Below are 15075 nucleotides of genomic sequence, written 5' to 3' on the forward strand. Positions count from 1 at the left end.
CCCCGTGGTTCGATTGATGGGCCACGCCCGATAGGCGTTCCATCCCGTTCCATCGGTCACCGGAGATCAGGACTTGACCAGCGCGTACGCCCGCGCCGGATCGATCCCCACGGTCACGTTCGTGCCCTCGGCCAGCAGGCACTGCGGGTCGGGTCCCGGTACGGTCACCGCCAATGTGCCGGCGCCGGTCTCGACCTCGTAGTCCACGCTGTGCCCGTGGAACGTGGCCCGCAGCACGGAGCCGATCCCGCCCTCCGGCGCCGCGGTGAGCGAGAGGGTCTCCGGCCGGACCATGAGGTAGGTGGCGGCGTTCGCCCGCACCTCGGGGTGGGCCGCGACCGTCAGGTCCCGCCCCAGCGCGGTGACCGCCGCGCTGCCCGCCTCGACACGCGCCGGGACGACCTCGATGAAGTTGGCCCGGCCGATGAAGTCCGCCACGAACACGGTCGCCGGCCGGAAATAGATGTCGGCCGGACTGGCGACCTGCTCGATCCGGCCCTTGTTCATGACCACGACCCGGTCGGACATGGTCATCGCCTCGTCCTGGTCGTGTGTGACGTACAGGCCGGTGATGCCGAGCCGGCGCTGGATGCGGCGGATCTCGGCGCGCATGGCGCCGCGCAGCTTCGCGTCCAGGTTCGACAGCGGCTCGTCGAACAGCAGCACCTCGGGCTGGACGACGAGCGCGCGGGCGAGCGCCACGCGCTGTTGCTGCCCGCCGGACAGCTCGTGCGGGCTGCGGTGTTCCAGGCCGACGAGGTTCATGCTGGTGAGCGCGATGCGGAGGGCGGAGTCCGTCTCGTCCTTGCCTTGGCGGCGGGTCCGCAGGCCATAGGTGATGTTCTCGCTCACGGTCAGATGGGGGAACAGAGCGTAGCTCTGGAACACCATGGCCATCGGGCGGCGCTGCGGCGGCAGGTCGTCGATGGTGTCGCCGTCGAGCCGTACGTGCCCGCTGGACGCCTCCTCCAGGCCGGCCACGATCCGCAACGTCGTGGTCTTGCCGCAGCCGGAGGGCCCGAGCAGCGTGATGAACTCACCGGGCGCCACGTCGAGCGAGACCGAGTCGACCGCGACGACCGGCTCCCTCCCTTGGGTGGTGAACGCCTTGGTCAGCTGGTCGAGGCAGAGCCAGCCGCGCCGGGTGTCGTCCGTCATCGTTCGTACCTTCCTGAGACGCGGTGAAGGGTGGCGGTGCGGCCGACGAGCAGCCGGATGATCCCGAAACCGGCAAGTACGAGCGCCGTCAGCACCGTGCAGTAGGCGAAGGCGACGCCGTAGCGGCCGGTGTTCGCGGCGCTGAGGATCTGTGACGTGATGATGTGCGTGCCGGGGGTGACGAGCAGGATGATGGTCGACAGGGAGGTCATGCAGCGCGCGAAGCCGTAGCCGAGCCCGGTCAGCAGGGCCGGCCGGATCAGTGGCAGCGTGATCGTGCGGAACGTCCGCAACGGCCCGGCGCCCAGGCCCTTCGACGCCTCCTCCAGGCTCGGGTCCAGCTGCGACAGCGCCGCCGTGCCCGTACGCAACCCGGCCGGCACGGACCGGACGACGTACGCGAGCACGATCGCGACCGCTCCGCCGGCCACCGCGCTCCCGCCCACGAGGCCCGGCAGCACCTCCAGGTCCCCGACGTAGCGGCTGGGCCGGTAGGCCAGCAGGTAGCCGATGCCGAGCACGGTCCCCGGCACGGCGACGCCCAGCGTGCCGGCGAAGTCCAGCCAGCCGCCGGAGCGCGGCAACTGCCGGACCGCGAGCCAGGCGATGAGCAGGCCGAAGACGCCCGCGATCGGGGTGGCGATCGCGGCCAGCAGGGTCGTGTCCGTCAACGCCTCCTGGCCCACACCGAACAGCACCTCACGCAGGTGGGTGAAGGTGAGCGAGTGATCCACGCCGAACACGCGCGTGACACCGCCCACGATCACCGTCCCATAGAGGGCCACGATGACCAGGGAGACAAGCACGGCCAGCGCCAGCACGGGCCAGCGGGCCCAGGTCGTGATCAGATGCACGGTGCCGGACGGCCTGCCGGTGACCGTGGTGCGGACCTTGCGGCTCAGCCAGTACCGCTGCGCGACGAACACCCCGATGGAGGGCACCAACAGGATCAGGCTGTAGACGGAGGCGCTGGTGGTGTCGTACTCGCCGGTGACGGCCAGGTAGGCGCGGCTGGCCAGCACCGTGTAGTCGCCGCTCACGACGAGCGGGTTGGCCAGGTCGGCGATGGCCTCCACGAACAGCAGCAGGAACGGGCCGGCGAGCCCCGGCGCCAGCAGCGGCAGCATCACCGTGCGGAAGACCCGCCACCGTGCGGCGCCGAGGGTCATGGCGGCCTCTTCCATGGCCGGATCCAGGCTGCGCATCATGCCCAGCAGGCCCAGGTACGCGACGGGGAACAGCGACAGCGACAGGACGAACACCAGCCCGTCGAGCCCGTAGATGTCGTACTCGAGGCCGAACAGCTCGTGCGTCACCAGCCCGCGCCGGCCGAACAGCACGATGGTGGCCGTGGCCACCGCGAAGGGCGGGCTCACCACCGGCATGAGCGCGATGAGGTGCAGTACCTTCTTGCCCGGCACGTCCAGCCGGGCCTGTACGAAGGCGAACAGGAAGCCGATCGCGGTGCCGGCCAGGCCGACCAGCACGCCCAGGACCAGCGTGTTCCACAAGATCCGCAGGTCGACCGAGGAGGTGAAGAACTCCACGTAGCGCGGCCAGGCCTCCGGCGACAGCGCGGTCCCCAGCACCGCGCCGACCGGGAAGACGCTGCCGACCAGGACCAGCGCGACGCAGGCGACGATCGCGACCAGCACGCTCGCCTCGCGGCGACGCCGACGCGTCATGACCGCGGCGCCTTCGCGACCTCGGAGTCGAACCGCCGGGTGAGCTCCAGCTTGTGCTCCCCCGCGGCGGTGCTGTCGTAGTCGATCAGCTTCAGCGCCGCCAGGTCGGCGCTCTTGTCCGACCGCTTGGCCCTCGGGTTGGTCGGCACCTGGTACGACCGCACGCTCGGCCCGATCTCCTGGGCCGCCGGAGTGAGCGCCCAGTCGATGTACTTCTTCGCGCTGACGGGATCGTGCGCCCCCTTGATCAGCGCGACCCCGCCCACCTCATAGCCCGTACCTTCGGCGGGGAAGGTGACCCGCAGATCGGGGAATCCCTGCTCCATGGTCGCCACGCAGTCATGGGAGAAGACGACGCCCACGCCGACCTCGCCCCTGGCGACCTGCTGCGCGGGGGCGACGCCGGACTTGCTGTACTGCAGGACGTTGGGGTGCAGCCGCTTCATGTACGCCAGCGCCTGGTCGACGTTCCCGCTGTGGAGCGCGACCTGCGTCCACAGCGTCGTGTACGCGGTGCCCGACGTGGACGGATGCGCCATACCGACGTCCTGTTTGAGCGCCGGATCCAGCAGGCTCTGCCATGACTCGGGAGCCTTCAACCGCTTCTCCGCGAGCACCTTGGTGTTGGCGCAGAAGCCCAGGACGCCGACGTACACGCCGGTCCAGCTGCCGTCGCCGGCCTTGTACCTGCCGGGGATGACGGCCGCGTTCGGCGAGACGTATTTCTCCAGGAGGCCGTGCCCGGCCGTGGCGGCGTACCCGTCGGCGGGGCCGCCGTGCCAGACGTCGAACTCGGGATCGGACTTACCGGCCTGGATCCTGGCCAGCGTCTCGCCGCTGGACAGGCGGACGAACTCGGACTTGATGCCGGTGGCGGCGGTGAACGCGCTCGTCATCGCCGCGCACCACTCCTCCGTGGCGCCGCAGACGACCACGACCTTGCCGGTGTCGGCGGTCACCGTGCCGGCCGCGCGGGCGCACCCTGACAGCACGAGCGCGCCGGCGAGGAGCAGGGATGGGGAAAGGTACCGAGGAACCATGGTCGACCACCTCTTGTGGGCCGAGGGCTACCGTGCACCGAACGTAAGCCGCGCGACGGGAGGCCCCGGTAACGCGCCCGTGAGCGTTGGTGACGACGTCGTCACCTACGGATCGGGCATGAGGTACCCGACGTTGCGCACGGTCTGCACGTAATGCGCGGCATCGAGCGTGGCCAGCCGGGACCGCAGCCGGTACACCCCCGTCTTGACCACGTCGCGACCACCCCACACGTCGGAGGCGCCCCACACCGTGCGGAGGAGCGCCTGCCACGGTTGCGGGGTGCCCCGATGCTCCGCGAGATGGGCGAGCAGCCTGAACTCGGTGTACGGCAGCTCCAGCCGCCGCCCGGAGATCGTGACCGTGTGCCGGTCCAGGTTGATGACCAGGTCGCCGACCCGCAGCACCGCCTCCTCCCCACCCCGGCGGCGGCGGACCAGCGCCTTCGCCCGCAGCGCGAGCTCACGGGGGTGGAACGGCTTGGTCACGTAGTCGTCCGCGCCCCGCTCCAGCCCGGCGATGACGTCCTCCTGCTGGCCGAGTGCGCTGAGCAGCATGATCGGGACGTCGGACCTGGCGCGGATCCGCTCACAGAGCGTGAGCCCGTCGAGTGCGGGCATGAGCACGTCGAGCACCACCAGGTCGACCTCGCACGTACGCAGGATGTTCAGGGCGGTCGCGCCGTCGTGCGCGGTGTGGACGGTGAAGCCCTGGGTGGCCAGGGCGAATTCCACGATGATGGTCATCTGCAGTTCGTCGTCCACGACGAGCGCTGTGCTCACCGCGGCTCCTTCCGCGCCGGCAGGGTGAACAGGAACGTGGTGCCGAGCATCGAGGTGGTGTCCACCATGATGGACCCGCCGTGCAGCTCGACGATCGCCTTGGTGATGACCAGCCCCAGCCCGGTCCCGTCGGCCAGCGGCCGGCCCGTGACGAACCGGTGGAACAGCCGCTGCCGCTGGTCCTTGGTCATTCCCGCGCCGTCGTCGGTGACGTACACCGCGATCCCCGTGTCGATGGCCATCACTCGTACGTCGATGCTGCCACCCATACTGGTGAACCGGCTGGCGTTCGACAGCAAATTGGTCAGCGCCTGAGCGGTCAGCGTCGGATCGGCCGGGATGGGCCGCGTGACCTGAGGAGTGTCCAGGCTGATCCGCTGCCCCCGCTCCGCGCACAGCGGCCGCATGGCGGTCACCACGTCACGGGCGACCACCGAGACGTCCACCGGCTCCAGGCGCGGGGTGAAGAGGCCCGCCTCGATCTTGGCCTGGGTGAGCAGACTCTCGCACAGGTTGATGACCTGCGCGCACTGCCGGTCCACGATCGCGATGAACCGCTTCTGCGCCGGCGTCAGCGGCCCCGGACTCTCCTCGCCGAGCAGGTCCACAGCACCCTTGATCATGCTGAGCGGGGTACGCAGCTCATGGCTGAGCGCCGTCACCTGCTCGGCCCGCCGCTCGACCAGCTCACCCAGCCGGTCCAGCTCGACCCGCTGCGTCGCCACCACGAGACGCAACCCGGCCACGGCCAGCCCCGCCCCTCCAGCCATCCCGGCCACCGCCGCCACCACCGGCCAGGCCCCGGCCAGCACCGCACCGACCGCACCCGAAACACCGAGCAGACCGCACAGCAAGGGCAGTCGCGGCGACCGCACCACCACCCGGTGCGCCCACCCGGCAAGTCCCATCGGGAACCACCCCTCCCCGCTGCGTCGGCATCAGGATGACCTTCCGAAACGCCTGGCGAAAGGGGCGTCGTGTGATCGGGTCCGCGCTGGGCTTCGGCCCTGCTCTGCCGAACGCACGGAAATGGCTCAGTACGGGTCGCGGCCCGCGCGGTTGAGTACGGCGTCGAACATCGCAGCCGGGAGTTTCAGTCCGGATTGGCTGCGGGCTATTTTCCCCGCGCTCGGCACCTCTCCGCGCTCCGGCCAGCTGTCCGTATCCCACAGCGACGAGCGGACAAAGGCCCGGCTGCAATGCAGGAACAGTTCCTCGACGCGCACCTCCACCGCCAGTTGGGGCGTTACTCCCTGGATGGTCATCCTCTCCAGGTAAGGAGCTTCGGCGACTATTCGAGCGCGGCCGTTGACCCGCACGGTGTCCCCCGATCCGGGCACGAGGAACAGCATTCCGACGTGCGGGCGTTGGAGGATGTTTTCGAGGCTGTCCAGGCGGCGGTTGCCTTTTCGGTCGGCGAATGCCAGGGTGCGGTCGTCGAGCACCAGGACGCTTCCCGGTGGGTCGCCGCGGGGTGAGACGTCGCTGGTTCCGTCCTCTGCCGAGGTCGCCAGCAGGAAGAACGGGCTCAGTTCGATGAAGCGCCGCGACTCGGCGTCGATGTGGTCGATGCCCTTCTCCGCGATGACGCGCAGCGGCCGTTTCACGTATTCGCGTAATTCCGCGACTGTGCCGATTATCTTCGTCATACTTTCTCCTGGTCTTGAGCCGCCGCGAGCCGCAGGCGTACGCCGTCGAGAAAGAGCTCCAGGCCGTACGCGAAACGCTCCTCGGGGTCGGCCTTGATCACGCCGTCCATCGCGCGGTGCAGTTCCGTGTCGGCCAGTCCCGTTCCGCGCTGCTCCCAGTCACCGGCGGCGAGCTGGGCCTGCTCCTCGATCGTGTGACCGAGCACGTAGTACATGGCCGTGAAGATGACCCAGCCGGCCCGGTCGAGCGGGAAGCCCGCGTCGGTGAGGATTCGAGCGGCTTGCTGGCCGCCCCGCACGGTATTCGGCTCCACCACGTACGTGCCGGCGACCACGCGGGCGCCGTCACGGTGCGCGAGCAGGGCGCGGCGCGTGCGGTGAGCGATCTCCGCCAGTTGCGCGTCCCAGGGGCCGGGGGTGAGCGGGGTTTCGGTGATCTCGCCGACGATCCGGTCGGCCATGGCGCCGAGCAGCGCCTCTTTGTTCTTGAAGTGCCAGTAGATGCCGCCGGCCTGCACTCCGAGCCGGGCGCCCAGCTTGCGCATGGTCAGCCCGTCGAGACCGTCGGTGTCGAGAAGGGCCAGGGCCCCGGTCACCACGTCCGCACGCTTCAACTGCATGCGTGGAGTGTCGCAGCAAACCTGAACAACGTTCAATCTTGAACGGCGTTTAAGTGAGCGACATCACACTCGGCTCAGCCCACACCTACCGGGCCGAGCTGGGCACGAGATCGCGTGGCTCTACGGCGTGGCCCGCAGGACGATCTCGGCCGAGCGCGGAATCCGAACCAGCCGCCCGGCTCGCCCCCCGTAGCTCTATCGTTTGCGGCAGCATGATCGAATCGTTGAGGAGTGGGAGGCGCGCTTGGTCGTTTTCGTGTGTGCGGGGTGCGGTGCCGTTTTGACCGCGAGGGTGTCGCAGGTCGCGCTTCCCGACCACGCCGACCAGAAGTACGGCCATGACCTGCTCCCCGCGCTTCTGGAGCCCGGAACCTACACGGTGCGATCCGAACCCTCCGGACCGCCGTGGCGGGTATGGGACGAGGTCGGTGCGGACGAGGCGGAAGCCCGTGGCGTGTACCTGCAGGTGTATTCCCTGTCGTACGGGCCCCCGGGAATGGTTGGGGTCACGCCGGGTGATGTCCGCGGAACTGCCCTCATCCGGGAGCGGTGTGACGGCCTCTGCTGCGGCCTGGACGAACGGAACGGTTCCAACCTGGCGTGCGTGAAGTGCGGGCTGGCCGTGGCGACCCGCATTGACGACTGCGGACGCTGGCAGGTGGTGTGGCTGGATCCACGCGCCGTGCGTCCGGTCAGCGTCGAAGGCCGGGCTCGCACGCTGGTCGGCTGGGAGGAACTGCGGGCGGCTTATCCGGACACGCCGCCCGTTGAGCAGCCCGGGTGGTGGAGCCCACGGTGGGAGGCGTCGGTCGCGGCGGCGTTGGCACACCTGCTGGCGGTCTCCGGCGGCCAGCGGATCGCCGTCCCTGACGGACCGGTCGCCGAGGCGTTTCGCAAGGCGCTCGACACCCTGCTCCCTCCGGGCCCATCGGCACGGGACCTCGTCCTGGCTGGGCCTGGGCTGTCCGTCGCGATCGCGGACATCGCCCTGGTGCCGCGGCATCCGCAGACCGGTGAGTCATGGCCGTGCGGCGCGAGAACGGTGGTGCCGCTGGCCACTGACGTGTGGATGTACATGGCCTTCAATGACGATCGGCGTCTTGTCCCAGCGGCGGAAAGGATGCCCGACATTGTCCGCCGCGACGATCCGCCACCGCTGCTGCCGTGGAGGCCCTTTCGACCCGATGTAGATGTGTTTCTCCGCACGCTGGCACGATTACCGGCAGCTCGTGAGCCGTGGTTACGCGCGATCTACGACCAGGTGGAAGATCACCGGTACAGCTTGCCGTGCTTCTAGGACTCGCCGCGCTACTGCTGGGCGCCCGGGCGGAGATCGAGGGGATCACCCGACGTCAATCACCGCTCAGGGTCAGAGATGGCGACGGCTGTGTACGGGGTGGCGGGGGTGGGCTTGGTGTCGAAGCGGGCGTTGGGGAGGTACAGGCGAGCACCGTAGGCTGCCACGGTCGCCGGTACGTCGAAGCGGCGATCACTCACCCGCCGTACGACGCGACCGCGCCGGACCAGTCGACGCGGAACAGTCGGCCGGTGTTCGACTGGACGACGATCAGGCCCCGGCCGTCGGGCGTGGGCGTGATGCCGTTGGCGTTGAAGCCGTCGCCGTACACCAGATCCCCGGTGAGGGGGATCCGCTGCGCGGCGGCAGGTAGCTGTCGGCCGCGCAGCGGCAGCTTGTAGAGCACCGGGTTGGTGGAGTCGGTGAACCACGCGGCGCCGTTGGTGAGGATGACGTCGTTGACGAACGCCTTGCCGGTGGCCAGTCGGTAGGAGGCCAGTACCCGGCCGGTGTGGGAGTCGAGGATTCGCGCGTCACCACCCGTGCCGCCTGCCACGAACAGCCGTCCGCCCGGGTCTATCTTCATCCCGAGGGCCGGTGTGCCGGGCCCGCGACTGATGATCGCGCCGCGTCCGGTACGCAGGTCGGCGCGGTAGATGGAGCCGTCGGCCATGGAGCCGATGAAGGCGAACGGGCCGGGGCCGATCGCGATGCCCTCGGGCTGGAAGCCCTCGGGCAACGAAATCGAGGTCGGGAATTTCCCGGGCCGCCGGTGCACCGTCGCTCCGGCGGAACCGCTCATGGCGATGGCCAGTCCGAGTGCGGTGAGAATCGCACCAAGGCCGCTGATCGATCGCTTCATCTGATGCCTTGGCGTGGTCGTCTCGTCGTCGTCATGCGCCCAGCCTCGGCGATGAGCGATCGATGAGTCCAACACATGTTTGTCATCGGCAACGATCGTGCATCACGATTGATCTATGAAGCTCCAGCAGCTGGCTTACGGCTGCCGTTCGACTGGGCTGGTGGCGCGTTGTGGGATCACCTGTCATGATCTTTGGCGAATTACACTCAGCCGAAAATGAGGTCATCCATGAAAAGAACGACGGTGCGCAGGGCCGGTGTCGTGGCGCTGGCCCTGACCAGCCTGATGGCAGTGGGCGCCACCGCGCAGGCCGACGCCCAGCGGCTCGCCAGCTGCGGCGCAGGCGCCAGCTTCTGCCTGTTCGAGCACGACGACTACGCCGGTGCCCGACAGGATTTCCTCTTCACCTCCCCCTCCGGTGGGTGCGCCAATGCTGGACCGCTGAACAACAAGGCCAGCTCCATGAGGAATCCTTCGAGCCGCCGGATTCAGTTCTACAACAGCGCCAACTGCGCGGGTTCCTACGGCTACGCGGCCGCCCCGAGGTCGTCGGACAGCGATCTGACGAACAACGACTTCGACAACCTGACGAGCTCCGTGAAGAGTGTCAGCCCGTAGCGTCTCCTGATCACGGGTGATCTGGTGTGGCCGATCCCGTCCCTTCGTGACTTGATGGAGCTATTTGTCCCTGTCGGTAGCTGGTTACGATCTTGGTCGGTTTCGGCCCTATCAGAATGACAGTGTGCTGCGGCGGCACCGGGCGCGGCTGCTGTTCGAGATGCTGTACGGCCAGCCGTACGGACCACGGACGTCGGCCGGCGTCACACCTTGTAGCTGAACTCGTCCGCCGGGGTCGCGGGGGACGAGCAGCCCTCCGACAGCACGGTCACGTTCACGAGAGGTGCCCAGGATGGTGATGACGCCCTCGGGCGCGTAGGCGGTGATCTGGGTGCCGTCGCTGCTGACGTCGAACCGGGGGCACAGCACCGTACCGCAGCCGACCGCAGAGCCGGCGCCGAAGCCACTGCCGGTGATGGTGACCCCGGTACCCGCCGCGCGTCCGATCGAGCCGAAGTAGTCGCCTCCGATGCGCACACCTTCTCTCCTTCGGGTGAACGGACACCTGCTGAGTCGCACGAATCTACTAATAAGCATCGTAGTCGGGCGCCCGGCAGGCATCCGTTCATCCAAGGGGACGGTCAGACGGCGGTCAGCTCGTAGCCCGCCTCTTCGACGGCGTCACGGAGAAGGGCCTCCTCGGCGGACCCGGCCACGGTGACCGTGCCACTGGTCAGGTCGACCTCGACCCCGGTGACCCCGTCCACCTTGGCGAGCTCCGTCTGCACCTTGCCCGCGCATCCGCCGCAGGTCATCCCGCTCACCTTGTACGTGCTACTGCTCATGCCATCTCCTCTTATATCCGAGAACTTAACCCCCGAGGGGTATTTTGCACCATATACCCCCCATCGGTATAGTCCGGGACCATGGGAACCTTGAACACCATCGCCGTCGTCGGTGCCTCCCTGGCCGGGCTCCGCGCCGTACAGACGCTCAGGCGAGAAGGCTTCACCGGCGACATCACCCTGATCGGCGCCGAACACCACCTGCCCTACAACCGCCCGCCCCTGTCCAAGAGCATGCTGCGGGGCGACGACGAGATCACCCTGCCCGGCGCCGACGACCTCGGCGACGAGTGGCTCAAGGGCCGCCAGGCAGTACGCCTGAACGCCGCCGACCAGCACCTCACCCTCGACGACGGCTCACGGATCCGCTATGACGGCCTGGTCATCGCCACCGGCGCCCGCCCCCGCCGCCTGCCCCACCACCCCGACGGCGTCCACACCCTGCGCACCCTCGAAGACGCCCTCACGCTGCGCGCCGCACTGGCCGCCGGCCCTCAGCGCGTGGTCGTCATCGGCGGCGGCTTCATCGGCGGCGAGGTCGCCTCCACGGCCCGCACGCTCGGCCTGAACGTCACCCTCGTCGACGCCGCCCCGTACCCCATGGCCAAGGTCCTGGGCACCGAAGCGGCCCGCTGGCTCGCCCGCCACCACCAGGACCACGGCGTCGAACTGATCAGCGACACCCGCGTCACCGGCCTCGAGCCCGACGGCGTGCGCTTGACCAGCGGCCGAACGCTCTCAGCGGACCTGACCATCGCCGGCGCGGGCGTCACCCCGAACACCGGCTGGCTGGAGGGCAGCGGCCTTACACTGAATGACGGCGTCGTCTGCGACGAGACCCTGTTCGCCGCCGACAACGTGGTCGCGGCCGGCGACGTGGCCCGCTGGCCGCACACCCTGTTCGGCGGCGAACTCATCCGTGTCGAGCACTGGGCCAACGCCAACGACCAGGGCGCCCTCGCCGCCCTCAACCTGCTGACCGGCCGTGAGAACGCCAAGCCGTACGCCGACCTGCCCTCCTTCGCCACCCACATCCACGGCGCCCGCATCCAGACCGCCGGCTTGCCCCACCTGGCAGACACCTCACGCATCGTCGCGGGATCCCCCGAAGAGGACCGCTTCGCGATCGCCTTCGCCAGGAACGGCGTCCTGGTCGGCGCCGTCGCCGTGAACGCGCCCAAGGACCTCATCCGCGTCAAGCGCGCCATCATCGCCGGAGACCACCTGGACGCACTCACCTGAGCAAGGTCCGATCTACGATCGCGGACAGCATGAGACGGACCGCGGACAGAGGGTGGGACCGAGATGTTCATTCGTCGAGTGGGAAACGTCCCTTGCAACGAAAGAGGTGACGGCCAGATTTCGCACCTGTTGCTCGGCCTTCCCGGAGAAGACACGCCGATGTCGGTGACGATCGTCCACGCCGACCCCGGCAGCCGCCAGGATGAGCACGTCCACCCGGACAGCACCCAGGTCTACGTCGTCATGGCCGGCACCGGGCACATGCTCGTCGGCGACGAAGAGTCCGAGGTGACCCCCGGGACGATGATCCGTATCCCGCCGGGCACGAAGCACGCCATTCGCAACACCGGTGAAGAGCGGTTGACCTATGTGTCGGCGACCGTTCCGCCGTTTCCCGTCCAGGTCGAAGGCACCACCTGGCGTCCCGCCGGCTGACGAACGATGGGAGATGCCAGACGGAGTCGGCACTTTCCGGGGCGTACGAGCATGCACCGAGCGCGGTCGGAACCGCTCGCGATCAGTCGCGGCAGTCGGTCCTCGCCGCTTCAGTCGTCCTCGTCATCCCAGTCGTCATCCTCGTCGTCCCACAGGTCGCTGGGCGGCAGCGGATGCTCATCGTCGATGAGCGAGTCATCCACCGAGCGTCGCCAGGCGTGGCTCTCGTCCGGGTCGGCCCAGTCCTCCTCGGTGATCCTCGGGATGGGGATGACGGCCCGCCGGTGGTCGACCATCCAGGAGTTGCGGAAGAAGTCGAACGTGAGGTGGTAACAGCCGGCGGACTCGGTGTAGATGATGGGCGGGACGAGGAACTGCGCCACGCCGACCTTGGCCGCGACGACCACATAGTCCTCGGGGATGGATTCGTCGTTCCAGCAGGCGGCGAAGTTCACCGGCTGGAGTGCGCCCTTGCCGAGCACGTGGATGAGGTTGTCCTGGATGACGAACTGGTCCGGGTCGAGGGCCACGTCCTCGCCGAGCATGAGGATCGGCGCGGGCATGATGTGCGCCTTGGCGAAGGACTGCGCGTCGGTGTAGAGCTCGATGATCTCGTCGTGGCGTGTGGGGTCGTAGCCTCCGGAGGAGTGGAACGGGCAGCAGATCCCGCGGTTGGGCCGCTCCGGCTCGGGGAAGAACGCGGACTTGTCCACCCGCGTCATGGCGGACCCGTTCTGCCTGGCCCGCAGGAACTCGGGGATCCAGTCGGCGTTGTCGGACTCGATCACCTCTGTCTGGCAGAGCGCCCGGAACGCGGCGTCGCCGACCTTGCAGTTGAAGTAGTCGAGAAGGGTGAGCGCGGCGCACTCCGCCAGCGACAACGCGTCGGTCTTGGCGAACCAGAAGTCGTAGCCGTTGGCCACGAAGTGCGCCCCGCGGAACTCCTTGTGTACGAAGGTCTCGCGGGTGGGGCCCCTCCCCCAGCCGTTCCAGTGGGCGGCCGCCACCTGGTTGTAGTAGGCGTCGGCGTGCCGGGCCAGCTCCGGCGCGAACACACTCTCACCGGTCAGGTAGCAGGCCTTGCTGAACAGCTCACCGATCTCCGGCGCCTCGGTGACCTCGTCAGCGGTGAAGATGAGTTCGGTACGCAGGAACACCTTGCGGCCGTCACGGTAGGGGGCGCCCTCGTGCTCGTACCGCTGATCGAAGATCACGCACGTGAAGGCGCCGATCTCAGTGAGCGCGGCGCCGCCGACCAGGTCCAGGGCGGGCGACCCCGTACCGCCGGTCAGGTACAGCAGCAGCGTGTACCGGGAGATGTGCCGCCGCGACGCGTCGTAGTACGGCGTGTCCCGATGCCGGTGGAAGTTCTCATCACCGGGCTCGAACCGGTTGCACCGGAACACCGGGTTCACGTGCGAGAACCCCTCCGCCACCGTCGGTGGCAACGCGTCGGCCACCGCCGCGGTCAACGCCTCGGCCAGCAGCGCCGAGTGGAAGATGAATCGTTCACCACCCCGGGACACGGCGTTCAGCGGCGGCACGTACAGCTTCAACTCGTCCAGCTGCGCCAACCGTGCCTGGGCGGCCGCCGGCAACCGCAGCGAGAACGAGAACACCCCCTCCGCGTGCTCTGCCCACCCGGCCGGCTCCGCCTCCAACGGCACGCCCTCGAACAGGCGGTCCAGCGGGACGATGTTCTCGAACGTGCGAAACGACAGCTCGTGCGGATCCACGAACACCGCCGCCAGATACGGTGCGTCCGCGCTGGGCCGGGCGAACAGTTCCCGCACCCGCTCGTCGATTCGCTCGGCGTCGATGAACCGCACCGCCTTGAACCGAGCCGACGGATGCCATGAGATGTCCAGTCCGTCCACAGTCGCGGCCGGCTCGGCGTCGGTCGCGTCCACCTCCGCCCGATACCGGGCGGCCTCCTCGGCGGGTGCCTCCCGGGTCGACAGGATGAAGAAACGATCCCGAAGTTCGATGCTCACATGGCCCTCCACAAGCTGCGCAGCCCCGACCGAAGATTCGTGGCGTGCGCCAGTTTCCGCACGCCGTCCTGGCCTACATCGGAGTCGTACAACCACAGCCGCTCGAGGGACCCGGCGAACGGGGCGGCGAGCAGGGCCTCCGCTCCCGCCTCGCCGAGGTCGTTGTACCGCAGATCGAGCTCGGTCAGCTGCGGAAACCGACGCAGGGAACGCACGCCCTCGGCGGTCACCCTGTTGCGTTGCAGGTGCAGGCGGCGTAGTCCGCCCAGGTGCGGGGACGCCGCGAGGGCCGCCAGACCGGCGTCGCCGACCCGGCAATACCGCAGTCGCAGCGCCCGCAGCCGATCCGTGCGGAGCGAGGTGGCGAGGATTTCGGCGCCGTCGGGACCAAGATCTAGATAGGAGAGGTCGAGTTCGACGAGTCGCCCGGCATCCAGTCCGTCGAGTGCCTTCATGTCCAGACGCCCAGGACTTTCGGCCCCCGGGCCGCCTTCCCCCTCGTCGTCCCAGTCCTCATCGTCGTCCCAGTCCTCGTCATCGGCCGTCCCGTTCGGCGTGATTCTCAGCGTGGTGACGAACCGGCCGCGCAGCACCTGCTCCAGGACAGCGCGGACGTCATCCGACCACTCGACGGCCACCTCGGAGGCGAAACCGTACCGGCGCGCCAGCACCCGCGCCGTCGCCGGCAATGCGTCGTCCCATCCGCCCTCGTGCTCCGCGATGAAGTCCGCGATCTCACCCTCCACGGCCGGGCGATCAGCGGGGCGGGTGCGTGCCAGGCGCTGCTCAAGACGGATCAGCGTGCCTCTGGCGTCGCCCTGCTCCAGCAGCCGGTCGCTATAGGCCAGCCACAAGGCGAGGTCGTCGGGATGAGCCCGTAACGCGTCTTCGACTTCGGTCCCCTGCATCC

General features: G+C 68.8%; 17 protein-coding genes. 4 read left to right on the plus strand and 13 right to left on the minus strand.

What is annotated here, in order from left to right:
• Positions 1–66: 66 nt before the first annotated feature.
• The 7 genes from AB0B91_RS42355 to AB0B91_RS42385 form a co-directional block, all read right to left on the minus strand.
• Positions 67–1158, minus strand: a complete 1092-nt coding sequence (locus tag AB0B91_RS42355) for an ABC transporter ATP-binding protein (protein WP_358332810.1) — start codon at positions 1156–1158, stop codon at positions 67–69.
• Positions 1155–2843: an iron ABC transporter permease gene (locus AB0B91_RS42360; protein ID WP_358332813.1), complete on the minus strand. Its 1689-nt coding sequence runs from the start codon at positions 2841–2843 to the stop codon at positions 1155–1157. Before AB0B91_RS42360 ends, AB0B91_RS42355 begins: the two co-directional genes overlap by 4 nt.
• Complete coding sequence (locus AB0B91_RS42365; protein ID WP_358332816.1) at positions 2840–3883, minus strand: ABC transporter substrate-binding protein; 1044 nt, start codon at positions 3881–3883, stop codon at positions 2840–2842. Before AB0B91_RS42365 ends, AB0B91_RS42360 begins: the two co-directional genes overlap by 4 nt.
• A gap of 105 nt (positions 3884–3988) precedes the next feature.
• Positions 3989–4663, minus strand: a complete 675-nt coding sequence (locus AB0B91_RS42370; protein WP_358332819.1) for a response regulator transcription factor — start codon at positions 4661–4663, stop codon at positions 3989–3991.
• Positions 4660–5571, minus strand: coding sequence for a HAMP domain-containing sensor histidine kinase (locus tag AB0B91_RS42375; RefSeq protein ID WP_358332822.1), 912 nt, complete (start codon positions 5569–5571; stop codon positions 4660–4662). Before AB0B91_RS42375 ends, AB0B91_RS42370 begins: the two co-directional genes overlap by 4 nt.
• Before the next feature lie 126 nt (positions 5572–5697).
• On the minus strand, positions 5698–6312 hold the full coding sequence (locus AB0B91_RS42380; protein WP_358332825.1) for an MSMEG_1061 family FMN-dependent PPOX-type flavoprotein: 615 nt from the start codon (positions 6310–6312) through the stop codon (positions 5698–5700).
• Positions 6309–6932, minus strand: coding sequence for a TetR/AcrR family transcriptional regulator C-terminal domain-containing protein (locus AB0B91_RS42385; RefSeq protein ID WP_358332828.1), 624 nt, complete (start codon positions 6930–6932; stop codon positions 6309–6311). The genes AB0B91_RS42380 and AB0B91_RS42385 overlap by 4 nt, the downstream gene beginning before the upstream one ends.
• A 202-nt stretch (positions 6933–7134) precedes the next feature.
• Between AB0B91_RS42385 and AB0B91_RS42390 the strand changes: the two genes are divergently transcribed.
• Positions 7135–8229 (plus strand): hypothetical protein, encoded by a 1095-nt coding sequence (locus AB0B91_RS42390; protein ID WP_358332831.1) that lies wholly within the window; start codon positions 7135–7137, stop codon positions 8227–8229.
• Between the two features lie 59 nt (positions 8230–8288).
• On the opposite strand, the gene AB0B91_RS42395 is transcribed toward AB0B91_RS42390, so the two are convergent.
• Together AB0B91_RS42395 and AB0B91_RS42400 are read right to left on the minus strand one after the other, a co-directional pair.
• On the minus strand, positions 8289–8429 hold the full coding sequence (locus AB0B91_RS42395; RefSeq protein ID WP_358332834.1) for a hypothetical protein: 141 nt from the start codon (positions 8427–8429) through the stop codon (positions 8289–8291).
• Entirely contained in the window at positions 8426–9091 is a 666-nt protein-coding gene (locus tag AB0B91_RS42400) for a hypothetical protein (RefSeq protein WP_358332837.1), read from the minus strand. Before AB0B91_RS42400 ends, AB0B91_RS42395 begins: the two co-directional genes overlap by 4 nt.
• Positions 9092–9319: 228 nt before the next feature.
• Here AB0B91_RS42400 and AB0B91_RS42405 point away from each other — a divergent pair, with 228 nt between their 5' ends.
• On the plus strand, positions 9320–9709 hold the full coding sequence (locus AB0B91_RS42405; protein WP_358332840.1) for a peptidase inhibitor family I36 protein: 390 nt from the start codon (positions 9320–9322) through the stop codon (positions 9707–9709).
• A gap of 111 nt (positions 9710–9820) precedes the next feature.
• Here the strand turns inward: AB0B91_RS42405 and AB0B91_RS42410 are convergent, their stop codons facing one another.
• The gene (locus AB0B91_RS42410; RefSeq protein ID WP_358332843.1) at positions 9821–10186 is read right to left on the minus strand and encodes a hypothetical protein; all 366 of its coding nucleotides are present in this window, start codon (positions 10184–10186) and stop codon (positions 9821–9823) included.
• 104 nt (positions 10187–10290) lie between these two features.
• Positions 10291–10494 (minus strand): heavy metal-associated domain-containing protein, encoded by a 204-nt coding sequence (locus AB0B91_RS42415; protein WP_358332846.1) that lies wholly within the window; start codon positions 10492–10494, stop codon positions 10291–10293.
• Positions 10495–10575: 81 nt separating this feature from the next.
• Between AB0B91_RS42415 and AB0B91_RS42420 the strand changes: the two genes are divergently transcribed.
• A complete protein-coding gene (locus tag AB0B91_RS42420; protein WP_358332849.1) occupies positions 10576–11736 on the plus strand; it encodes an FAD-dependent oxidoreductase in 1161 nt (386 codons plus the stop codon).
• Positions 11737–11895: 159 nt separating this feature from the next.
• Positions 11896–12171, plus strand: coding sequence for a cupin domain-containing protein (locus AB0B91_RS42425; protein ID WP_358332851.1), 276 nt, complete (start codon positions 11896–11898; stop codon positions 12169–12171).
• Positions 12172–12281: 110 nt separating this feature from the next.
• Here AB0B91_RS42425 and AB0B91_RS42430 read toward each other — a convergent pair whose 3' ends face one another.
• Together AB0B91_RS42430 and AB0B91_RS42435 are read right to left on the minus strand one after the other, a co-directional pair.
• Entirely contained in the window at positions 12282–14165 is a 1884-nt protein-coding gene (locus tag AB0B91_RS42430; protein ID WP_358332853.1) for a hypothetical protein, read from the minus strand.
• Positions 14162–15073, minus strand: coding sequence for a TIGR02996 domain-containing protein (locus AB0B91_RS42435; protein WP_358332856.1), 912 nt, complete (start codon positions 15071–15073; stop codon positions 14162–14164). Before AB0B91_RS42435 ends, AB0B91_RS42430 begins: the two co-directional genes overlap by 4 nt.
• Positions 15074–15075 lie beyond the last annotated feature (2 nt).

It is taken from the genome of Nonomuraea sp. NPDC049141 (genome assembly GCF_040648415.1).
GTDB lineage: Bacteria > Actinomycetota > Actinomycetes > Streptosporangiales > Streptosporangiaceae > Nonomuraea.